Below are 21,785 nucleotides of genomic sequence, written 5' to 3'. Positions count from 1 at the left end.
TTGCTGGTCATGCGGTGATGCTCTTGATCTGCGCCTCATAGCCGGCCATCCGGCCTTGCACGGCGCGCACGCCATAGTGGAATGCCAGCGCCGCGGCGGGCCATTGGCGAATCTCGCAGCCGTCGATGACTTGCTGTTCGATCCTGCTTCGGGTGGTAGCCCAGGCCAGGGGCAGGTGATTGCCACGCACGAACTTCATCAAGCCCTTGAGCGCCTCCGGCCTGTCCGCGAACTTGTCGCTCCACTTGATTTCCAGCGCCGCAACCGGTTTGAGTGTCTGCGAGGATTCGACCAGATCCACCTCGCAATCTTCACTACCCCAGCGGGCATAGTTCAGCCGGGCATCCTCATGGAAGCGCTGCGCGAACAGGGCCGTTTCCACCAGATGGCCGAATTCCGGGTCGTCCGCTGACCGGGCGCCGAACAGCCCGGTGTACATCGCCGAGTTGGTCAGATACACCTTGAAGTGACGCTCGCGCTGATAGCGCTTGCCGTCCTGATCCACCCGGAACACGCGCTTGATGAGGAAGGCTGCCTCCAGATACTCGATGTATTTCTGGATGGTTGGCTTGCCCACGCCGCTGCGCTGCGAAAGCTGCTCGAACGAAACCTCCTCGGCGGTGTTGAACGCCAGCAGGGTGAACAGCGAGTTGAGTTCCTGGATGTCCTTGATGCCATACAACTGCGGCAGATCGCGCAGCAGCACCTTGTCCACGATGTCTGACTTGACGAACCGCTCCGGGTTGGCGCGCACGGTGGGCGACAGCGCCAGTTCCGGATAGCCGCCGTAATTGACGTACTCGGCGAACTGCGCGTTCAGGCGCGTGATATCGACCAGCGCATACCGATCGGGCGCTTCCTCGATGATCGCCGCCGGCTCCTGGCGCAACTGCAGGTATTCGGAGAACGTCAGCGGCGGCAGCAGGAAGTCGGTGAAGCGGCCCGCGCCGGATTCGGTGCTCTGGCGCTTGAGCGCCGCGGCCGCCGAGCCGGACACCAGGATCTTCAGGTCGGGCCGATGATCCACCAGTGGCTTGAGGTGTTTTTCCCAGTCCCGGTGCGACTGGATTTCGTCGAAGAAGAGGTAGCGCGTGCCATCGCCTCCGGGCGCGGCTTCCTCGATCTGGCGGATCAGCGCTTCCAGCGTTTGCCCATGCAACAGCGGGTGATCCATCTCGACGTAGTCGATGCGCTGCGCGGACACGCCCTGCTTCAGCAGGTCGGCCACCAGATGGCGGATCAGGATGGTCTTGCCCACCCGACGCGGCCCGAGCAGCACCACCGCACGGCGCAGCTTGGGTTCCTGCAGCAAGCGCAGCACCGGGCCCAGGTAGGCGCGAGGATGCAGGGACAAGGTGTCCGCATCCATTTCCCCGCTCTGCCACCACGGGTTCAGGCGCTTAAGATGCTCTGCAACCTGTTGATTGGAAACATCTTTCATGCGGAAATGCCGTTAAGCATAGGCTTCTATGCTTAACTCTAGCACGTGGGACCGGAACAACGACGCCACAGACGAACGGCTGGCTGCCCGATGCGGCGGGATGCCTGTGCCAGCGCGGCGGCATCCTGCTCGAAGCGCTGCCGTTTCAGCACCGAGCGCTCGCGGCCGAACCGCTGTGGCACCTGGCGCAGCCAGACGGCATCGCCTTCCAGCCGCACCTGCACCTGCCGGTCATCGGTTTCAAAAATGATGATGTTGCTCATGCGATGTCTCTCTCCTTGAGAAAAGCCTCGGCATCCGCCACGCGCAGTTGGCCGGAGATCAGTTTGGGTAGCAGGGTGTCGCGCAGTTGGGCGAGGGTGCGGGATTCACGTTCGTTTTCGGCCAACTGTCGATAAAGAGGCCCTGCCGACCTTGTGAAACTTGTCAGCACCGGGTCGGAAGGAACTACGACGCGAAGTGGTCGGAAGTTGCTCTTGCTGATTTCCTGGAACGTCGAGCCGTTGGCGTTGCCGACGATGGCGTCCATGCTTTCCCGGCACCACGGCAGCACGAAGACATTTGGCAGAACACCATCACATTTCATCGCGATGAAGCCTTGGTTGATCGCTGTCGGAGCTTCGGCAATCGCCAAATAGCCGATTGGTGCCCGAGAAGAGAGCAACACCGTGCCGATTGGCAAGAGGCCAGAACTGATCTTGGCAATGCCGGCGTCCGTAATCTTTCGATCCGTGTCCAGCAAAACGGGGAACTTCAGGGCGGACAGGTCTTTGGGCGTTGCCCAGCAGTGATGCCCGCCTTCCCAGAACTCCGGTTCCTTGGTGCTGGGCGTAGACCCGCCGCAGACCGTCACTTCTTCGCCAATCGTCGAATGACGCCATCCCTCCGGAATCTCCCCCAACTCCGAATCGACGAGCCGGTCGGGAAAAAGGTCGTAGAGGTGCTCGGGCAAGCCGGGCAGGGATTGGCCGCGTTGCCAGCGGCCTTCGATCTTGGCGCGCACCGGCTCGAAGTCCACGAACCACGCCTTGAACAAGGTGCACGCCATCGCCTCCAACGATTGATTGACCCGGCGGTAGTTGGCGATGAGGTTGTCCATCGACGACAAAACGCTTCCGATCCCACTTCGCTCATGGCCGGAAAAATCCGGAATCTCGTAATCCGCAATTGCCTGCCAAGACACCCTTTGCCGTCCGGACGTTCCTTCCATCCGTCCTTGCGCGAAGGCACGAAACTCGGGGTGTCTCGCAACGTAGTAGACGAAATCTTCATCGACGACAGGCTCTTTCGCGGCCATGACGATGAATTCGGTTGAGCCATGAGCAACATTGCCTTCGGGCAGGCCGCTCACCTTCGCGGTTTTTCCATTCTCGAGACAAGGCGTAATACGAGCGAACAGCGTGTCACCGTTCTTGAACTTGCTGCCGCCACCGTTGAAGATGCGGTTGCCGATTCCTGAGACGTCTCGCTCTCCCTCGGGCAAGTCCGCCATCTCAATAAATGGCGCAATGGCACCCTTTTCAATGGGACGCTTCGGATTGAAATCGATCAGATCGGACAACTTCATTGCTCAAGCTCCGCGATGGGGAAGCCTAGGAGCTTCAGTTGATCTCGCATCGTCGCTTGCAGGTTCGCAGACTCCACGAGTTGCTCCCCCAGCTCGGTCGTGAGTCGAGTCATCCGTTCTTCGAAGGATTCATCGTCTTTGATGAGGTCTCCAGTCCCAACGTAGCGCCCCGGTGTCAGCACATGGCCGTGCTTGCGGATTTCTTCCAGCGTGGCGGATTTGCAAAAGCCCGCCACGTCGGCGTATTCGCCCGCGCCGTCCTCACCGCGCCAGGCGTGGTAGGTGTCGGCGATCTTCTGCACTTCCTCGTCGGTGAGTTCGCGCCGGGTGCGATCGACCAGCACGCCCAGCTTGCGGGCGTCGATGAACAGCACTTGCCCGCGCCGGTCGCGCAGTCCCTTTCCAGGGTTCTTGTTGCGGGCCAGGAACCACAGGCAGGCGGGAATCTGCGTGGAGTAAAAGAGCTGCCCAGGCAGTGCCACCATGCAATCCACCGCGTCGGCCTCGAGCATGGCCTTGCGAATTTCGCCCTCGCCACTCTGGTTGGAGCTCATCGAGCCGTTGGCCAGCACCACGCCCGCTGTGCCGTTGGGCGCGAGGTGGTGGTAGATGTGCTGGAGCCAGGCGTAGTTGGCGTTGCCCACGGGCGGCGCACCGAACTGCCAGCGCACGTCTTCGCGCAGGCGGTCGCCACCCCAGTCGGAGATGTTGAAGGGCGGGTTGGCGAGGATGTAGTCGGCTTTGAGGTCGCGCAGCTCGTCCTTGTGGAAGCTACCCTCGTTGTTCCAGCGAATGTCTGAGTCGATCCCGCGCACGGCCAGGTTCATCTTGGCAAGCCGCCACGTGGTGTAGTTGCTCTCCTGCCCATAGATCGCAATGTCGCCAATGCGGCCGCCGTGCTCCTGCACAAACTTTTCCGACTGCACGAACATCCCACCCGAGCCGCAGCACGGGTCGTACACGCGGCCTGAGTAGGGTTCGAGCATTTCCACCAGCACGCGCACCACGGATCGCGGCGTGTAGAACTCGCCGCCGCGCTTGCCTTCGGCGCCGGCGAACTGGCCCAGGAAATACTCGTACACGCGCCCGAGAATGTCTTTGGAGCGGTCGCCTTCTTCGCCCAGCGCAATGCGGGAGATCAGGTCGATCAGCTCGCCGAGCATCACCTTGTTGAGCGCGGGGCGGGCGTAGTCCTTGGGCAGCACGCCCTTGAGCGATTCGTTGTCTTTTTCGATGGCGCGCATGGCGTCGTCGATCAGGGTGCCGATGCTGGGTTGCTTGGCGTTGGCTTGCAGGTGCGACCAGCGCGCTTCTTTGGGCACCCAGAACACGTTGTCAGCTAGGTATTCGTCCTTGTCTTCGGCCGCCTGCGCATCTTCAGCCAGCAGCGCCTTATGCTTGGCCTCGAAGGCGTCGGAGATGTATTTGAGGAAGATGAGCCCGAGCGCGACGTGCTTGTAGTCGCTGGGCTCCATGTTGCCGCGCAGCTTGTCGGCGGCCTTGAAGAGATCCGCCTCGAAGCCGAGGTTGCCGCCGTTGCCGTTCTTGGCGGTTTCGTTCCGCGCCATCGTGTTCTTTTCCTTTGCGTAATGTCGTTGCTGCCGGGCCTTGATGGCCCGGCGCGGGCTTTGCGTTCTCAGCGCCGTATCGTCATGGCAGATCCTTCAGCGATGCCATGCTGGATTGCAGCCGATGTTGCCATCATGACCGGGCTTGCGGAGAGTGACCGGCCACCAGCGCCCCGCAGCGAACCCCGCCATCACGTGGCGTTCTCGAATATCCGCAAAACGGCCAAATGATCCAACAGGAGGACTCAATGGCAAGGCTCGCCATCCGCGTCGGGGCCTGAAGGATGCCCCGATCAATCCCGCACTGGCGTCGTGCGCACCGCTGCCGCTGCCAGCGCTGCCGGCCCCGCCGCGACGGCGCGCGGAAAAAATGCGGTCACCTGACCTGGATCAGGGCCGCGCGCGCTGGCATGGGCGCAGCATCGCGTTCAGTCCCACTGATCCGGGCCGAGCCATGGCCAAGCGCATCCCGCTGCACACCACTCCGGCGCCGGAGATCGAGATCGATGGCGCGATCGTCGCGCAGGCGTTCGGGCTCGATGTCGCCACCTTCCGCACGCTGATGGAACAACAGCGGATCACCCAGTTGTGCGAGCGCGGCACGGGCGAAGACGCGGGTCGCCATCGTGCAAGCTTCTACCTCGATCGCCGGCGCGTGCGCATCGTCGTCGATCGCGACGGTCGCCTCTGCGCACCGATCGAACAAGGCCGCAGCGGCCGCGACAGCGGACCTTCGACGGACTGATCCGGGTGGATTGGACCGGGCCGGCCGCGCGCCTCAGGTCCGGCGACGGCGCGGCCGCAGCCTGGCTGCGCCAATGAGCAGCAACAGCACGGCCAGCACGGCCAGCATGCGCGCATCCAGCAGCGGAACCGCAATCGCCTCGCTGCCGCGGCAGGCGGCGAAGACTGGCGCAGGATCGGGTCCGCTCCATGCGGCGACCATCGCCGCCGCATCGGTGCAGTCGATGACACCGTCGCCGTTGAAGTCGCCGGCGCGACAGCTCTCGGCATCGGCATCAGGTTCGAGGCATCGCGTGAGGCGTGCTGCATCGCCCGCATCGAGCACGCCGTTGCCGTCGAAGTCACCGCGCAGGAAACCAGCGAGGGTGATCGTTGCCGAGGCCATTGTGATCGGCGCGGCGCGACCGCTCTGCTCCCACAGGTCATGCAGGGTCTGGCCCCAGTGGTCGGTCTGGTTGCCGTCGCGCAAGGCCTCGATGTAGTGGCGGGTGACCGTCTGGTACAGCACGTTGACCTCGGCACTGACTGCGCCCGGCGGGATCCAGAAGCGCGCATCGTCCCAGTACTGGCCATCCGCGTAGTGGCGGCCGACCGCCGGCGCACCGCCGGCGACGAATGCGGCATTGGTGAATCCGCGCGGTGGAATGCGCGTGTCCTTGTCGATGGTGTCGGCGAGCGCCATGTGCGTGGTGCGTCCCGGCGCCTGGCCGGTGGCCGCGGCGGCTTCGGCGGACAGCGCCACGGCCATCTCGTAGACGATGGTCGAGTGCTCATCGAGCTCGGCGCTGACTGGATCGTAGGCGCCGTATTCGCGCAGCAGGTTGCCGTCGGCATCGCGCAGGCGCACCTGCACCCAGGCGCGCCGGCCTTCGATGTGTCCGGTGGGCAGCTTGTGGCCGCTCTCATTGATCACGCGCGCGCGCAGCACGCCGCCGCCGTCCTGGGCGAGTTCGAGCGAGGCGGCACGACCGAGCATGTCGTTGGCCGCAGCCATGCCGACCGCCAGCGCGGCCTGGTCGACCGCGGGATCGTTGGCGTAGTAGCGGCCGATGATGTCGAGCACCCACGACGAGGCACCGGCAAAATCATGGCTGCGCAGGTCCGGGCGCAAGGGACCGATGAAGCTCGCATAGCCCGCGCGCACCGGCATGTGGCAGTCCTGGCAGCTCGAGACGACGCCGCCGCCCTCGCCACCAAATCGGCCCTGCATGTCGACGCCGCCGGCAGCGAAGGCGGAGAGCTTCCATTCGGTGTAGGTGCGCTCCAGCGGGAAGTGGGTCGCCAGATCCTCGCTGTCCGGCGGTGTGTCGAGGGCGTTGTAGCGGTATGTGCCGTCGCGTTGGCGTGATACCGCGACGTTGCCGACATCGTGACAGGAACCGCACAGCGCGCTGTCGCGGTGGTACGGCGAGACCAGCAACTCGTGCGATGGCTGGGCGTCGGTGCGCGGACCGCGGCGCTGCCCTTCCGGATCGAGCACGAACATCGCGTTGCCGGTGAATGCAGGCACTGATTCGAGCGCGGCGAGGATGTCGGCGTCGCGCGCCGGGCTCACCCCCGGCTTGTAGTCGGGATCGACCATCGAATGGCAGAAATGGCAATCGACACCGTCGCGGTCGCGATGATCGAGCGTACTGCCGTCGGCGACCAGGGCATGCCCGCTCGACACCGCGTTCGGCACGTGGCAACGCAGGCAGAAATAGCCGACGTTGGCGACATCCTGATTGGCCGTGGCGAGCTGGGCGAAGAACAGCGGATCGCGGCCACCGTTCGCCATCAGGCTGCCCTTCCAACTGGCATAGGGCTCGCCGCTGCTGCCGGTATTCGCATGACAGGCCTCGCACACGGCCGGCGACTGGAAATTGTCGGGATGCGCGTCGCCGAACTGGGTTCCGGAGACGTGGAAGTCGCGCAAGGTGGTCGGGACCGGGTCGGCGATCGCCACGGGCATGCCGGCCAGCACGAGCAGGATCGGCAACAGCAGGCGGATCCTTGCGCGCAAGGATGCCGTCGAATGGATCGTGCTCATTGCGAACCTCGCAACCCGTATCCCGCCATGCTTGGCAGTCGGCCATGCGCACGCATTGACGCGCGTCAAGGGATGTCCTGATCGGTGGCCGGATCGGGGCGGTCATGGGCTGGTGGCGGCGGCGCGAAACCGACACCGCGTCAGCGCAGCCGTGATCCCGCCGCTAAGTGGTTGCGCCCTGTGCGGGCGGGTCGAAGGTCCCGGTGCAACGGTGCGGCCCCGCCGTCCGGGTCAGTCTCCATCCTTGCCGACCGGCTTCGGCCGGTTCGACTTGAGGGCGACGAACTCGGGTTCCTCGACATCCAGGCGCATGGCGGTGAGGGCGCCGCCCCAGACGCAACCGGTGTCGATGGCGTAGACGCCGAGGCCGGCAAAGCGACCCAGCGTGGACCAATGGCCGCAGACGATGCGCAAGTCGCGCTTCGCCTGTCCGGGCACTTCGAACCACGGATACAGGCCCGGACGCTGGGTGCCCGGGGTGCCCTTCTCGGCGAAGGCGATGCGGCCGCGCACGTCGCAGTAGCGCAGGCGCGTGAACATGTTGATGCCGGCACGCAGACGCTCGATGCCGCGCAGCTTCGGCGACCAGAAATCGGGGCGGTTGCCGAACATCTGCTTGAGCAGGCGGCGGTAGTCGTCGGCGCGCAGGCGGTTCTCGATCTCGCGGGCGACACGCTCGGCCTGGGCGACATCCCAGCGCGGGGCGAGGCCGGCGTGCACGATCATGTAGCCGAGTTCGCGGTCGGCATGCAGCAGCGGGCGCCTGCGCAACCAGTCGAGCAGCTCGCTGCGGTCCGGGGCGAACAGCACGGCGCGCAGCTCGGGGTTGACCTTGGCCTGGTCCTGCTCGCTGCGCTCGGCGATGGCGAGCAGGGACAGATCGTGGTTGCCGAGCACGACGACCGTGCCGGCGTTGAGTGAACGCACGAGGCGCAGCACTTCGAGCGACTGCCCGCCACGGTTGACGAGGTCGCCGCAGAACCACAGCGTGTCGCGCGCCTGGTCGTAGCGGATCAGGTCGAGCAGGCGCGCGAGTTCGTCGTGGCAACCCTGGATGTCGCCGATTGCCCAGGTTGCCATGTCAGTGGTCCGCCCCGTCCGTGTGCGCCATCACTAGTGCAAGGTCCGCGGGATCGACAGCACGAAGGGAGGAATCGACGCATCGAAACGCGTGCCGTCGTCGGCGAGCATCTGGTAGCTGCCGTGCATGGTGCCGACCGCGGTCTCGAGCACCGCGCCCGAGGTGTACTCGTAGCCCTCGCCAGGACGCATGTGCGGCTGCTCGCCGACCACGCCCTCGCCGCGCACCTCGCGCACGTCGCCGTTGCCGTCGGTGATGATCCAGTGCCTGCCGAGCAGGCGCGCGGGCACGGTGCCGCGATTGTGGATCGTCACCGTGTACGCGAACACGTAACGGTTGTCGTGTGGTTGCGACTGTTCGTCGAGGAACTGTGCCTCGACGGAGACCGCGATGTCATGGGGCTTGCCGGCACTCATCGGGAACGATTGTCGGGGACGGCGCCGCAGCCGGCAAGCGGGGACGCGGGGCTTTGCGTGGCTTGCCCGGCGAGGGCCGGCGGAGCCATTGGTGAACATGGGTCAACGGCGACAATCCCGCGCCGTCGCGTACGCACACCGTTCATCCAAACATGGCAAGACTGGCCGGCGTCGATCATGCCGATGCCACCGGAGCCAGCCATGGGCCTGACCATCCTGTTCGGAGACCGCGCCCGCAAGGCGACCGCGCGCGAGATCGCCGAGCGTGCGCGCGCCGTCGTCAACGGCGTGCTCGCCCGCCACCGCCTGGCGACCACGGGTGCGCCGCAGCCTCCGGTCTGGCACAGCGTGGCCATGCAGATCGAGCTCGAGGCCCGTGCGGATTACGCCCGCCTGCTCGACGCGATCCGCTACGAATGCGCGCGCAGCCGGGTCGATGTGATGGGAGTCAGGCTGGCTTGACCTTCCCGTGGGCACGGCTTCCTGCGAGCGCGGCGCCCGGGCAGCGACATCCGAGCCGACGACGCTCGCGCCGCAACACCTCAGCCCGCGCGCAACACGCCGAGAAACGCCTCACCGTAACGCGCGAGCTTGCGTTCACCGACGCCACTGATCGCAGCGAGTTGGTCGAGTGAGGAGGGGCGTTCGCGCAACATGGCGAGCAAGGTCGCATCGTGGAAGATCACGTAGGCCGGCACCCCCTGCTGGCGGGCCAGGCGCGCGCGCATGTCGCGCAAGGCATCCCACAACGCGGCTTCCTGCGGGGCGATGTCGAGCGAGGTGCGTTCGCGTGCGCTGCGCGCGGCCTTGCGCGCGGCGCGACGCTCGCTGCGGTCGGCGACACGACGCAGCGACACCTTCGTCTCGCCGCGCAGCACGCCACGGCTGGCCTCGGTGAGCTGCAGCACGCCATAGCCGTCCTCGTCGGTGGCGAGCAGGCCGTTGGCGACGAGCTGGCGGAACACGCCCAGCCATTGCCGATCGTCGAGTTCTCCGCCTATGCCGTGCACGCTGAGCCGGTCGTGCCCAAGCTCGGCGACACGTCCGCCTTCCACGCCGCGCAGCACGTCGACCAGATGGCGCGCGCCATAGCGCTGGCCGGTGCGATAGACACAGGACAAGGCCTTCTGCGCGGCCACGCTTGCATCCCAGGTGACCGGTGGTTCGAGGCAGTTGTCGCAGTTGCCGCAGGGCTGCTCCAGCGTCTCGCCGAAACAGGCGAGCAGTCGCTGGCGCCTGCAGGCGGTCGTCTCGGCATAGCCGACCAGGGCCTCGAGCTTGGCGTATTCGACACGCTTGCGCTCGTCGCCGGACTCGGACTGGGCGATGAACTGGCGCAACTGCACCAGATCGGACAGGCCCCAGACCATCCACGCCTCGGCGGCGAGGCCGTCGCGGCCGGCGCGGCCGGTCTCCTGGTAGTAACCCTCGAGGCTTTTCGGCAGGTCGAGGTGGGCGACGAAGCGCACGTCGGGCTTGTCGATGCCCATGCCGAAGGCGATCGTGGCGACCATGACGATGCCGTCCTCGCGCAGGAAGCGTTGCTGGTTGCGCGCGCGCGATTCGGCGTCCATGCCGGCGTGGTAGGCCAGCGCCGCGATGCCGTCGGCGACGAGCGCGGCGGCGGTGTCGTCGACGCGCCTGCGCGACAGGCAATAGACGATGCCGGATTCGCCACGATGACCGCGCAGGAAATCGCGCAACTGCGCGCGCCCGTCATCCTTGCCGAGCACGCGATAACGGATGTTCGGGCGATCGAAACTCGACACGAAGCGCCGTGCCGATTCGAGGCCTAGCCGCTCGACGATCTCGCGCCGTGTCGGCGTGTCGGCGGTCGCGGTCAGGGCGATGCGCGGCACGGCGGGAAACCGTTCGTGCAGGATCGTCAGCTGACGGTACTCGGGGCGGAAGTCGTGACCCCACTGCGAGACGCAGTGCGCCTCGTCGATCGCGAACAAACCGATCTCGATGCGCGCGAGTTGATCGAGAAAGCGCGCGGTCAGCAGGCGCTCGGGCGCAACGTAGAGCAGCTTGAGGTCTCCGCCGACGAGGCGCTGCTCGACCTCGCGCTGGGCCTCAGCATCGAGGCTCGAATTGAGAAAGGCCGCCTCGACGCCGGACTGGCGCAGCGCATCGACCTGGTCCTGCATCAGCGCGATCAACGGCGAGACGACGATCGCCGTGCCCGGCCGCAGCAGTGCCGGAATCTGGTAGCACAGCGACTTGCCGCCGCCGGTCGGCATCAGCACCAGCGCATCACCGCCGCCGGCGACGTGCTCGATGATGGCCTGTTGGTGCCCGCGGAAGGCGGAATAGCCGAAGACGGAATGGAGGATGCGCAATGCTTCGGCGGACATGCGCGGATGCTACCGGTGTCGTGCGGGATGCGCACGCAGCGGTGTGGGTGCATCATCAGGGCTGATCGCGGCTGAAGCCGCTCCTACAGGGTCTCTCACAGGACCAGCTTCTGTAGGAGCGGCTTCAGCCGCGATCAACGCTCCAAAGGATCGCCACCTGCGTCACGGCAGCACGCCGGCCGATCGGTTTGGATGCCCCGTCACGACCACGAGTGCCTGCCCGATGCATCGCCTGTCCTTCCTCGCCGCCATGTTCGCCGCAACGACGTTCGCGCACGCCGCCGAACCGCCGCGGTTCCCACCCGGCTCGGTCTGGCACACCGACATCCGCAACGCGCCGCTGCATCCGCAGTCGACATCGATGCTCGACACCCTCAACAGCCTCGGCGGCTGGGGCAACGGCAACCGCATGCAGATCGATTTCTCCATCCATGTCCACCACGACGCGGGGAACGACGCGCCGATGCGCGCGATCGTGCCGCACCTCGGCTCGGGTGAGTACTGGACGCCCGATTGCGAAGCCCTGCCCGCATCGATGCCGGTACCGGCCGATGCCGCGTTCGAGGGGCAGTCCGGCCTGTCCTGCCCCAACAACTCGGAGGATTGCCACCTGATCGTGCGCAAGGGCCATCTGCTCTATGAACTCTATTCCGGCAACCTCAACGGCAACGTGCTCAACGCGCGCTGCCTCGCCGTATGGAATCTCAACGCGAACTATCCACCGGAGGGTCGCGGCGAGCACTGCACGAGCGCCGACGCCGCCGGCTTCCCGATCGCGCCGCTGCTGGTGAACGCCGACGAAGTCGCTGCACGCCAGGGCAGCGCCGATTCCGATCTGGGTCACGCGATCCGCTTCATCCTGCCCAACGCGCGCATGGCCAACGACGCCTCGCTCGGCGGTGTCGGCGGACGGCTCTACGTGCGCCCGGCTTCGCATGCCGGCAGTCCCGGTGGCCCGGTCGGCACGGTGCCTTATGGCGTGCGCATGCGCCTCAAGGCCGACTTCGACATGAGCGGCTACAACGCCGCCGCGCGGGTGATCCTGCGCACCATGCAACGCTACGGCATCGTCCTCTCCGACGGCGGCAACATCGCCCTGACCTTCGAGAGCGACCGCCACACGACGGCGAAATGGTCGGACCTGGGCATCGGCGCGCAGGTGTTCTGGAACGGCGCCAACGGATCGACGCCGTTGCTGGTCAGCCATTTCCAGGTCATCGACACCGGCCCGCGCATCGGGGAAACCTGGAACTGCGTGCGTTCCACACCGACCATCGCCGACCTCATCTTCAGGCACGGCTTCGAGGTTCCCGGCTGAAGCCGCTCCCACAAAAGCCGTGATTGGTGATTCGTGATTCGCAAGAGCAAGTGTTTATCCATTTCCCGCTGCGCACGCTTCATCCCCGGCTTTTTGGGAGCGACTTTGGTCGCGATTCATAGAACCGGCACGCTGCTATGCTCGCGCGCCGCCGCTCTCTGACGGACAGGATTGCGAATACCCATGCCGAAGACCGCCCGCGCCCCGGACCCGGACAACATCGAGCCATTCTGGTCGCGCCTGCGCGAGATCTCGCTGTACCCGCTTCGCGGCGACGCGCTGCTGACAATCGGCGTGCTCGCGCTGTGCCACCTGGTGCGCTACCTGCCGTTCGGCTGGGCGTTCGACATCTTCGTCTGGATCGCGCTGTACAAGTACGCCTGTGAGTGCCTGCGCACCACGGCCAACGGCCGTCTCGATCCGCCGGTGCTGAGCACGACGGTCGAGGATTCGGTCGGCTGGGACATGATCAAGCTGCAGGCCATCATCGTCATCATCGCCACGGTCGGCGCCGTCTTCCTGCCACCGCTGGCGGCGATCGCGATCATCCTCCTGCTCACCTTCGCCCAACCGGCCGCATCGATGTCGCTGGCGATGGACGGCAGCCTCGGCCACGCACTCAACCCGGGCACGTGGTTCGCGGTTATCGGCCGCCTCGGCAGCCCGTACCTGGCCGTCGTGCTGCTGTCGTTCGTGTTCCTCGCCAGCGCCGGCAACCTGTCGGGCCTGCTCGGATCGGTGATGCCGGGTTTCATCGCGAAGCTCATCAACGACTTCGCCTCGCACTACGTCGTCATCGCCAACTTCCACCTGATGGGCTACATGATCTGGCAGTACCACCGCGAGTTCGGCTACGACCCGGTGATCCAAACGCCGCTCGATCGCCCGCTCAGCGCCGACGAGCGCTTCCTTGCCGAGACCCAGCAGCTCGTCCGCGACGGCCATATCGAGGCCGCGCTCGAACAGTTGCGCGAGCAGTTGCATTCGCGCGGCGGCACGCCCGAATTGCACGAGCAGTACCGCAAGCTGCTCGCGCTCGGCGGGCACAAGGAGGAATCGCTGCGCCACGGCCGCGAGTGGATCGAGATCCTGCTCGCCCAGGAGGACGGCAAGCGTGCGCTCGACCTGGCGCGCGACTGCATCGCGCTCGATCCGTCGTTCCGCCCACCGGCCGACGCGATCAACATGCTGGCCGAGCGCGCGGCGAAAGGCGGGCAGTCACAGCTTGCCGTGAGCCTGCTGGCGAACTTCCACCGCACGCATCCAAAGCACAAAGACCTGCCGGCCAACTACCTGCTCGCCGCCCGGCTGCTCGGCGATCGACTCGGCCGCGACGCCGAGGCGCGCAAGCTGACCGGATTCCTGTTGCAGAACTTCCCCGACCACCCGCTGCACGACGAGATCGCGACCTACGACCGCTTTCTCGCCAGCATCGCCGCATCGGCGAAGCCGCCGGCGGCGGGTTGAACACCGCGGTTGTGGAAACGGCCATATATGCGCCGCAGGAAACGGCTTCAGCCGTGATGCCCTGGCCGCACAACGCCGCAGGAAACGGCTTCAGCCGTGATGCCCTGGCCGCACAACGCCGTAGGAAACGGCTTCAGCCGTGATGCCCTGGCCGCGCAACGCCGCAGGAAACGGCTTCAGCCGTGATGTCCTGGCCGCACAACGCCGCAGGAAACGGCTTCAGCCGTGATGCCCGGCCGCACAACGCCGTAGGAAACGGCTTCAGCCGTGATGCCCGGCCGCACAACGCCGCAGGAAACGGCTTCAGCCGTGATGCCCTGGCCGCACAACGCCGTAGGAAACGGCTTCAGCCGTGATGCCTTGGCCGCACAACGCCGCAGGAAACGGCTTCAGCCGTGATGCCCTGGCCGCACAACGCCGCAGGAAACGGCTTCAGCCGTGATGCCCTGGCCGCACAACGCCGCAGGAAACGGCTTCAGCCGTGATGCCCGGCCGCACAACGCCGCAGGAAACGGCTTCAGCCGTGATGCCCGGCCGCACAACGCCGTAGGAAACGGCTTCAGCCGTGATGCCCGGCCGCACAACGCCGTAGGAAACGGCTTCAGCCGTGATGCCCGGCCGCACAACGCCGTAGGAAACGGCTTTAGCCGTGATGCTCGTTCTTTGTGGTCTTGTACAGACAGGGCATCACGGCCAAAGCCGTTTCCTACGGGTGAGCAGGTCGGCAGGGAATCACGAACCCGCATCCGCCAGCAACGCGCGTGCCTTGCCGGCTTCGGTCGAATCCGGCGCCTCGGCGACGATGCGCTCAAGTACACCAGCAGCCTCGCGCACGAAGCCTTTCAGCCGGGCGGCCTGGGCAATGGCAAGACTGTCGCGGGCAAGCGTCGCGGACGTCGCCGGCGACCATGTCAATGCGCTCACCAGGCGCATCGCCTCGTCGCCTGCGCCAATCGCCAGCCAACGCCTGGCCAGGCTGTAGGCAAGACTGGCCGGCACGCGCGCTGCGCCAGCCGCGGTCTTCATGTAGTCCTCGTACAACGCCTTCTGCGCGCGCACCCCATCGCTGTCGACCGGTTCGGCACGCAACGCGGCAAAGGCAGCCGGATGCAGGCGTGGCATCCCACGTTCGTAGCGTGCGCAGCGGTACATCAGGGCGAGCAGTTCGAACTCGCCGGGTCGGCGCGCGAGCAGCGGTTCGACGAGGGCGCGCGCTCGCGCCACCTCGAGGCGACCGAGGCAGGCGCGTGCCTCGTCCAGCGCGGCACGATCGCCAGCGACCTCGTCGGCACGCATGTCCTCGTCCATGAACTCCTTGTGTTCCCAGCCCTGCCAGCGCACGACCAGCGCGAGCAGCGCGCCGCTGACGATGCCACCGGCATGCGCATCGAAGCCGACTCCGGCATCGCCGTTGAAGGCGAGGTTCCAGATTTCCCAGCCGAGCCAGAAAGGCAGCAGCACGAGCGCCGGCGCCTTGACGTAGTCGAAGGCAACGAAGAACCACCAGAAGAAGCGCACGCGGCGCATGCCCCAGAGCACACAATACGCACCCATCAGTGCCGCCACCGCGCCGGATGCTCCGAGTGCACCGCCCGGCTCGCCCCAGTGGTTGGCCAGCGACACCAGCGAGGCACCGATGCCACCGAGCAGGTATACGGCAAGGAACAGGCCACGCCCGAGCGCACCTTCGACGAGCAGGCCGAGCACGGCGAGGAACAGCATGTTGCCGAGCAGATGGCCGACACCAGCGTGCAGGAACGTCGCGCTGACCAGCGTGACCGGATCGAAGCGATCGAAGCGTTGCAGCCAACGATAACTGAAGACTTCACCCCAGGCCCGCTCGAAATCGGCACGTGCCTGTCGCCAGTCGCCACGCGCCGATTCATCGGCAACGGCGGTGAGCGCTCGCGGCACGATGCGTCCGTCGGCCAGCGCGGCAACGAATGTGTCGTCGCTTTGCAGTACCTCGGCGGCAACCCGCGGCTTTGCCCTGGCCAGCAGGTCGAACGCTTCGGCCCGCTCGCTTTCGCCCTCGTCGCGCAGCCAGTCGGCATAGGTCGGGAACTCGATGCGCGGCAAACCATGGGCGAGGTATCGGTCGATCGCCACGACCCGGGCGCGCGCGTCACCCGACTGCAACACGGCAAACACGAACACGTTGACGACGATGAGTGCACACGTCATCCACGGAAAGTTCTTCCAGGTCGGTGCGCGATGCAGCGGAACGATCAGCATGACTCTCCCGGCTCCGACCAACGATCGCGGCCGGCTGCGCCTATACTCGCACGGAGTCCCCGAGGAACCGATCCATGCGCCGTGCCCTGCTGCTTGCCGCCATCGTTGCCCTGTCCGCCCCGCTGCATGCCGACGACGAGCACGCGCGCTCGGTCGAGGAGTGGCGTGCGGCGCGCATCGCCTCGCTGCAGAAACCGGATGGCTGGTTCAGTTTCGTCGGCTCGGGCATGGTGCGCGAAGGCGAAAGCACGGTGGGGCGTGGGGCCGGCAATGCCATCGTGCTCGCCAAGGGGCCGGATCGTCTGGGCACGCTGCGTCTCGACACCGATGGTCGCGTGCATTTCCGTGCCGATGCCAAGGCCGACGCGACGATCGATGGCGCGCCGATCAAGGGCGAAGTCGAACTGCAGACCAATGCAGATGGCCAGCGCCCGACCGAGGTCCATTTCGGCAAAGCCTGGTTCTACGTGGTCCGCAGCGGTGACGTGACAAGCTGGCGCCTGCGCGATCCCGAATCGCCCGCGCTGGCCGCGTTCAAGGGTATCGAAACCTTCCCGACCGATCCGTCATGGCGCATCGTGGCCGACTGGCAACCCTACGATCCACCCCATGCGATCGAACTGGTGACGATCATCAATACGCTGCAGACCGCCGAAGTGCCGGGCAAGGCAGTGTTCACTCGCGACGGCACGAGTTTCAGCCTCGAACCCGTGGTCGAGGACGACGGCCGCCTCTTCTTCATCATCGCCGACAGGACCAGCGGCAAGGAAACCTACGGCGCCGCGCGCTTCCTCTACGCCGACCCGCCGCAAGACGGCAAGGTCGTGCTCGACTTCAACCTCGCCTACAACCCGCCCTGCGCATTGTCCCCGCATGTCGTCTGCCCGACCGCGCCACCGCAGAACCGCCTCGCCGTGCGCGTCACCGCCGGGGAAAAGAAGTACGCCGTGCATTGAGCGGGCCACGAACGTTCGGATCGTGACTGACGCCTCCCGCGCGGACTCAAAGCGCTGTGCGAGCAGTTTCGCTCGCGAAGGGCCTGATCAGGGCACCGCCCGACCCGGGACCTGCAGCGCTTGATCCGCGCCTGGATTGCCCTCAGATTGGTGCCGACGACCGCTCCGCGGTCGCACGGGGAGCCAGCCAGATGGGTGTCCTGATCCAGGTTTTCGGAGGTCTCGTCGTCGTCGCGCTGATGATCCGCGGCGCGATCGGCTTCTGGCACGATTTCCGCTCGCGGCGCTGATGCGCGCTTCGCACCATCCACATCCGGGGAGCCAAGAATGAATCGACCAGCCGTCCCGTTCACCCTGCCGAAACGCCTTGGTGTGGTCGGCATCATCCTCGCCGTGATCGGCCTGCTCCTGCTGTCGATCGTGTTCGGCAGCTGGTACACCGTCGACCAGGGCGAGCGCGGCGTGAAGCTGCGCTATGGCGCCGTGGTCGGCATTGCCGAGCCGGGCCTCAACTTCAAGATCCCGTTCGTCGACACGGTGCGGCAGATCTCGGTGCAGAACCAAGCCATCGTCTACGAACGCGTCGAGGCCTATAGCAAGGACCAGCAGCCGGCCACGCTGCGCATCTCGGTCAGCTACCGCGTGCCCGAGGCCAGCGTCGAGGAGCTGTATTCGCAGTACGGCACGATCGACAAGATGGTCGAGCGCCTGATCAGCCGCAAGGTGCCCGACGAGGTCAAGAACGTGTTCGGCCGCTACACCGCGATCTCGGCGATCCAGGACCGCACCAAGTTCGGCATGGACGTCAACGAGGCGCTGAAGAAGGCCGTCACCGGACCGGTCGTCGTCGACAGCGTGCAGATCGAGGAAGTGATCTTCTCGGATGCCTACGAGCAGTCGATCGAGAAGCGCATGATGGCCGAGGTCGAGATCCAGACCAAACGGCAGAACCTCGAGACCGAACGCATCAATGCGGAGATCACCGTGACCCAGGCCAAGGCGCGCGCCGACTCCGCGCTCGCCCAGGCGCAGGCCGAGGCCGAGGCGATCCGCGTGCGCGGCATCGCCGAGGCCGACGCGATCAAGGCACGCGGCGAGGCGCTCAGGCAGAACACCGGCATCGTCGCGCTGACCCAGGCCGAGAAATGGAACGGCGTGCTGCCGACGACGATGGTGCCGGGCGGCACCGTGCCGTTCCTCAACGTCCGGGCGAATACGCAGGGTGAGTGATCCCGCGCGCGTCGACATTCGCAATTTCCATCATAAGAAGGGGCCTGCTTTCGTGCGCGGCCTCACTCCGCCGCTTCGAGCACGTCGATGCGCGTGACCTGGCGCACCCAGCGCCCCGGGCGTTTCTCGGCCGGGGCAACCAGGCGGAACGGCCCTTCACCGGCATCGAGCGGTTTGCCATCACGCGTGTCGGCGAGCAGCACGTCGTCATCGCGAAACTTCGGGTCGAGCTCGGCGAGGGCGTAGACGACGCGAAACCCATCGGCCGCACTGACACGCACGTAGAGCGCAAGATTGCGGCCGCGCAGCGTTTCGCCGAGCGGCGCGCCAGCGGCGCGCAGCACGTCGACCAGGAGCACGCCGCCGAACTCGCCCTCGATGCCGTGGATGCTGGCGCGCAAGGTGCGGCGCTCCATGGCCGCGAGCGCAGCGCGGTCGAGCACGAGCGGTCGCTCGACCTTGCCGCCGATGCTCACGGTCGTTGCCCCATTCGCGGCAAGCGGCACATGGCGATGCGCGGCCGACGCCGTGGCGTCGGCCGCTACGACGCACGGCATCGCAACCAGCCACGCGCAGCACAGCACAAGCCAAAACCTGCCAGCGCGATGGTGGCAGGATCGTCCGCGGGTTCCGCCAGCCGCCGTCATCGTGATGCTCCGCCGTGAAAGCGCCGTATGCTACAGGCTCGATCCGCACCCGATGAGGGAACCGTCCCCGATGTCACGCCTGGTGGCCCTGCTCGCCTGCGCACTCGCGCTGTCCAGCCCACGCGCGTACGCCGTTGACGTGCTCGTGTTCGCCGCGGCCAGCCTGAAGCCCGCGCTCGACTCGATTCTGATTACGCCAGACGCGCAACGCATCGGCACGATCAGGACGAGTTATGCCGCTTCGTCGCAGCTCGCCCGGCAGATCCAGGCCGGCGCGCCGGCGGCGGTCTTCATTTCCGCCGACCAGGACTGGATGGATGTCATCGACGAGGCCGGCCTGCTCACGCCTGGCACGCGCACGAACCTTCTCGGCAACTCGCTGGTGCTGGTCGCGCCGGACGACTCGGACATCGAAGTCGGACTCGTCCACGGCGTCGACCTCGCCGCCGCGCTCGGCACCGACGGCCGCCTCGCCGTCGGCGAACCGCACAGCGTGCCGGCTGGCAAGTACGCCAAGGCCGCACTGACTGCGCTCGGTGCCTGGGATGCGGTATCGATGCGCCTGGTCGCCGCCGACAACGTGCGCGCCGCGCTCAACTTCGTCGTGCGCCGCGAGGTGCCGCTCGGTATCGTCTACCGCTCCGATGCGGTCTCCGAATCGGGGGTGCGCGTGGTCGACACGTTTCCGGCATCGACGCACGCGCCGATCGTCTATCCGGTCGCCGTGCTGAAGGAACACGACACGCCGGCCGCGCGCGCACTGCTCGCCCTGCTGCACTCGGCCGGGGCGAAAGCGGTGTTCGAGCGCCACGGCTTCGACGTGCCGACACGGTGACCGCGCTCGCGCCCGAGGAATGGCAAGCACTTGCGCTGAGCCTGCGCGTGGCCGGCATCAGTGTGCTCGTATCGCTGCCGTTCGCACTCGGCCTGGCCTGGCTGCTCTCGCGCGTGCGCTTTCCGGGGCGCGTGCTGGTCGAGGCGCTGCTGTTCCTGCCGCTGACCTTGCCGCCGGTCGTCACCGGCTACGCCCTGCTCGTGCTGTTCGGCCGCCACGGCATGATCGGCGAATGGCTCGCGCAGTTCGGCATCGTCTTTGCGTTCCGCTGGACCGGCGCGGTGCTCGCCGCCGCGGTGATGGGATTTCCGCTGCTGGTGCTGTCGATCCGCGTCGCCTTCGACGGCGTCGACCGTCGCCTCGAACGCGCCGCCGAGACGCTCGGTGCCGGCGCCTGGCGACGCTTCGTGACGATCGTCGTGCCGCTGTCGGTGCGCGGCATCGTCGCCGGCTGCGTGCTCGCCTTCGCGCGCGCGTTCGGCGAGTTCGGCGCGACGATCAGCTTCGTCTCGAACATTCCCGGCGAGACGCGCACGCTGCCGATCGCAATCTACGAACTGATGAACGTGCCGGGCGGCATGCCCGGCGTGCAGCGCCTGACCTTGGTCGCCTTCGCCGTTGCGATCGCGGCCACCCTCGCCGCCGCCGTGCTCGGCGGCACCGCGTGGAGGCGCCGCCGCGATGATTGAGGTCGCCATCACGCATGCGCTGCGCGATCTCGCCATCGAGGTTGCCTTCGCCTCGCCGGCGCGCGCGCTTGCCCTGTTCGGCGATTCCGGTGCGGGCAAGACCAGCGTGCTGAACGCGATCGCCGGCCTGCTCGAACCACAGCAGGGACGCATCGTGCTCGACGGCCAATGCCTGTTCGACCGCGCGGCTGGCATCTCCCTGGCCCCGGCTGCGCGCGACATCGGCTACGTGTTCCAGGATGACCGCCTGTTCCCGCACCTCGATGTGCGCGCGAACCTGCTCTATGGCACGCGCGCGCGCCGCCGCGCCGCGGATGATTTCGCCATGCTGGTCGACCTGCTCGAACTTGGCCCCCTGCTCGCGCGCCGCCCCGGCACGCTGTCGGGCGGCGAACGCCAGCGCGTGGCGATCGGTCGCGCACTGATGTCGCGACCGCGCATCCTGTTGCTCGACGAGCCGCTGACCGGCCTGCATCGCGAGGCGCGCGCGCAGGTGCTCGAGCATCTGCGCCGACTCAAGGGTGAGTTCAGGGTCGCCAGCCTGCTGGTCACACACCAGCCCGAGGAAGTGGTCGCCCTGGCCGACCAGGTGGTCCTGCTCGAGGCCGGCCGCGTGGGCGGCCAATGCGCCGTCGACACCTTTGCTGCAATGCACGGCACAGCGATCCGCTGACCGCTTTGCGCAGCCGGGCGAACCGGCTACGCTAGGCGACATTCAAACGATCGTTCGAGGCCCGCCATGTCGCTGCGCAACGTCCTTGCCGCGCTGTTCGTCCTCCTTCTCGCCAGCGCTTGCGGCGGCGGTCCGGTCAAGCGCGTGAGTGCCCCGACCGCGAGCATCCAGGAACTTGCCGTGCAGCCCGACGGCCACTGGCGCCTGCGTCTGCGCCTGCAGAACTTCAGCAACGTGGCGATGACCTTCAACCGCCTGACCGCGACGCTGACCGTGACTGGCCGCGAAATCGGCCGAATCGACGAAGCGCTCGATCTCGACATCGCCCCCGAGAGCGCCGACGTGTTCGAAGTACGCCTGATGCCCGCCGCGGGTTCGACCCTTGTCGCCGCCGACTTCGGGTATGAGCTGAAGGGCCGCATCACCAGCCGCGAGCCGAAGGGCGATTTCCCGTTCGAGCGCAGCAGCCGCCTCTCGCCCGTCCCCGGCCTCGCCGACACCTGGCGCTGATGCGCCTGCACCGCATTCTTCC

General features: G+C 66.6%; 20 protein-coding genes. 10 read left to right on the top strand and 10 right to left on the bottom strand.

Annotated features, from left to right (window positions below; genetic code table 11):
• Positions 1-7: 7 nt before the first annotated feature.
• Genes KF907_RS07070 through KF907_RS07055 form a run of 4 tightly spaced genes read right to left on the bottom strand, consistent with a single transcriptional unit; the run spans position 8 to position 4,576 of the window.
• Entirely contained in the window at positions 8-1,441 is a 1,434-nt protein-coding gene (locus KF907_RS07070) for an ATP-binding protein (RefSeq protein WP_291219317.1), read from the bottom strand.
• A 38-nt stretch (positions 1,442-1,479) separates the two neighbouring features.
• Complete coding sequence (locus KF907_RS07065; protein ID WP_291219316.1) at positions 1,480-1,704, bottom strand: hypothetical protein; 225 nt, start codon at positions 1,702-1,704, stop codon at positions 1,480-1,482.
• Positions 1,701-3,008 (bottom strand): restriction endonuclease subunit S, encoded by a 1,308-nt coding sequence (locus KF907_RS07060; protein ID WP_291219314.1) that lies wholly within the window; start codon positions 3,006-3,008, stop codon positions 1,701-1,703. The genes KF907_RS07065 and KF907_RS07060 overlap by 4 nt, the downstream gene beginning before the upstream one ends.
• A complete protein-coding gene (locus KF907_RS07055) occupies positions 3,005-4,576 on the bottom strand; it encodes a class I SAM-dependent DNA methyltransferase (protein WP_291219313.1) in 1,572 nt (523 codons plus the stop codon). The genes KF907_RS07060 and KF907_RS07055 overlap by 4 nt, the downstream gene beginning before the upstream one ends.
• 454 nt (positions 4,577-5,030) lie before the next feature.
• Between KF907_RS07055 and KF907_RS07050 the strand changes: the two genes are divergently transcribed.
• Positions 5,031-5,321 (top strand): DUF6522 family protein, encoded by a 291-nt coding sequence (locus tag KF907_RS07050; RefSeq protein WP_291219312.1) that lies wholly within the window; start codon positions 5,031-5,033, stop codon positions 5,319-5,321.
• A 33-nt stretch (positions 5,322-5,354) separates the two neighbouring features.
• On the opposite strand, the gene KF907_RS07045 is transcribed toward KF907_RS07050, so the two are convergent.
• From KF907_RS07045 to apaG, 3 genes are all read right to left on the bottom strand, one after another.
• Positions 5,355-7,349: a dockerin type I domain-containing protein gene (locus KF907_RS07045; protein WP_291219311.1), complete on the bottom strand. Its 1,995-nt coding sequence runs from the start codon at positions 7,347-7,349 to the stop codon at positions 5,355-5,357.
• Positions 7,350-7,580: 231 nt separating this feature from the next.
• Positions 7,581-8,429: a symmetrical bis(5'-nucleosyl)-tetraphosphatase gene (locus tag KF907_RS07040; RefSeq protein ID WP_291219309.1), complete on the bottom strand. Its 849-nt coding sequence runs from the start codon at positions 8,427-8,429 to the stop codon at positions 7,581-7,583.
• Positions 8,430-8,462: 33 nt separating this feature from the next.
• Positions 8,463-8,846, bottom strand: a complete 384-nt coding sequence (gene apaG, locus KF907_RS07035; RefSeq protein ID WP_291219307.1) for a Co2+/Mg2+ efflux protein ApaG — start codon at positions 8,844-8,846, stop codon at positions 8,463-8,465.
• Between the two features lie 201 nt (positions 8,847-9,047).
• Between apaG and KF907_RS07030 the strand changes: the two genes are divergently transcribed.
• On the top strand, positions 9,048-9,308 hold the full coding sequence (locus tag KF907_RS07030) for a hypothetical protein (RefSeq protein ID WP_291219306.1): 261 nt from the start codon (positions 9,048-9,050) through the stop codon (positions 9,306-9,308).
• A gap of 80 nt (positions 9,309-9,388) precedes the next feature.
• Here the strand turns inward: KF907_RS07030 and recQ are convergent, their stop codons facing one another.
• Positions 9,389-11,203: a DNA helicase RecQ gene (gene recQ / locus KF907_RS07025; protein WP_291219304.1), complete on the bottom strand. Its 1,815-nt coding sequence runs from the start codon at positions 11,201-11,203 to the stop codon at positions 9,389-9,391.
• A gap of 223 nt (positions 11,204-11,426) precedes the next feature.
• Here recQ and KF907_RS07020 point away from each other — a divergent pair, with 223 nt between their 5' ends.
• Entirely contained in the window at positions 11,427-12,521 is a 1,095-nt protein-coding gene (locus tag KF907_RS07020) for a hypothetical protein (RefSeq protein WP_291219303.1), read from the top strand.
• A 183-nt stretch (positions 12,522-12,704) separates the two neighbouring features.
• The gene (locus tag KF907_RS07015; protein WP_291219302.1) at positions 12,705-13,988 is read left to right on the top strand and encodes a hypothetical protein; all 1,284 of its coding nucleotides are present in this window, start codon (positions 12,705-12,707) and stop codon (positions 13,986-13,988) included.
• A 732-nt stretch (positions 13,989-14,720) separates the two neighbouring features.
• On the opposite strand, the gene KF907_RS07010 is transcribed toward KF907_RS07015, so the two are convergent.
• A complete protein-coding gene (locus KF907_RS07010; protein WP_291219300.1) occupies positions 14,721-16,223 on the bottom strand; it encodes a rhomboid family intramembrane serine protease in 1,503 nt (500 codons plus the stop codon).
• A 74-nt stretch (positions 16,224-16,297) separates the two neighbouring features.
• Here KF907_RS07010 and KF907_RS07005 point away from each other — a divergent pair, with 74 nt between their 5' ends.
• Both KF907_RS07005 and KF907_RS07000 read left to right on the top strand, forming a co-directional pair.
• Positions 16,298-17,179: a DUF1684 domain-containing protein gene (locus KF907_RS07005; protein WP_291219299.1), complete on the top strand. Its 882-nt coding sequence runs from the start codon at positions 16,298-16,300 to the stop codon at positions 17,177-17,179.
• 327 nt (positions 17,180-17,506) lie between these two features.
• On the top strand, positions 17,507-18,409 hold the full coding sequence (locus tag KF907_RS07000) for a prohibitin family protein (RefSeq protein ID WP_291219297.1): 903 nt from the start codon (positions 17,507-17,509) through the stop codon (positions 18,407-18,409).
• 62 nt (positions 18,410-18,471) lie between these two features.
• Here the strand turns inward: KF907_RS07000 and KF907_RS06995 are convergent, their stop codons facing one another.
• Entirely contained in the window at positions 18,472-18,966 is a 495-nt protein-coding gene (locus KF907_RS06995; RefSeq protein ID WP_291219295.1) for a molybdopterin-dependent oxidoreductase, read from the bottom strand.
• Positions 18,967-19,108: 142 nt separating this feature from the next.
• On the opposite strand from KF907_RS06995, the gene modA reads away from it, so the two are divergent.
• From modA to KF907_RS06975, 4 genes are all read left to right on the top strand, one after another.
• Positions 19,109-19,891, top strand: a complete 783-nt coding sequence (modA, locus tag KF907_RS06990; RefSeq protein ID WP_291219294.1) for a molybdate ABC transporter substrate-binding protein — start codon at positions 19,109-19,111, stop codon at positions 19,889-19,891.
• Complete coding sequence (modB, locus tag KF907_RS06985; RefSeq protein WP_291219292.1) at positions 19,888-20,580, top strand: molybdate ABC transporter permease subunit; 693 nt, start codon at positions 19,888-19,890, stop codon at positions 20,578-20,580. Before modA ends, modB begins: the two co-directional genes overlap by 4 nt.
• A complete protein-coding gene (locus KF907_RS06980; RefSeq protein WP_291219290.1) occupies positions 20,573-21,253 on the top strand; it encodes an ATP-binding cassette domain-containing protein in 681 nt (226 codons plus the stop codon). The genes modB and KF907_RS06980 overlap by 8 nt, the downstream gene beginning before the upstream one ends.
• 66 nt (positions 21,254-21,319) lie before the next feature.
• Positions 21,320-21,763 carry a hypothetical protein gene (locus KF907_RS06975; RefSeq protein ID WP_291219289.1) on the top strand — a complete coding sequence of 148 codons (444 nt, stop codon included), beginning with the start codon at positions 21,320-21,322 and terminating at the stop codon, positions 21,761-21,763.
• The last annotated feature ends 22 nt before the right edge of the window (positions 21,764-21,785 follow it).

It is taken from the genome of Dokdonella sp., from assembly GCF_019634775.1.
Lineage (GTDB): Bacteria > Pseudomonadota > Gammaproteobacteria > Xanthomonadales > Rhodanobacteraceae > Dokdonella.
Note: the sequence above shows the minus strand (reverse complement) of the source record. Positions and strands in the feature narration are given on the sequence as shown.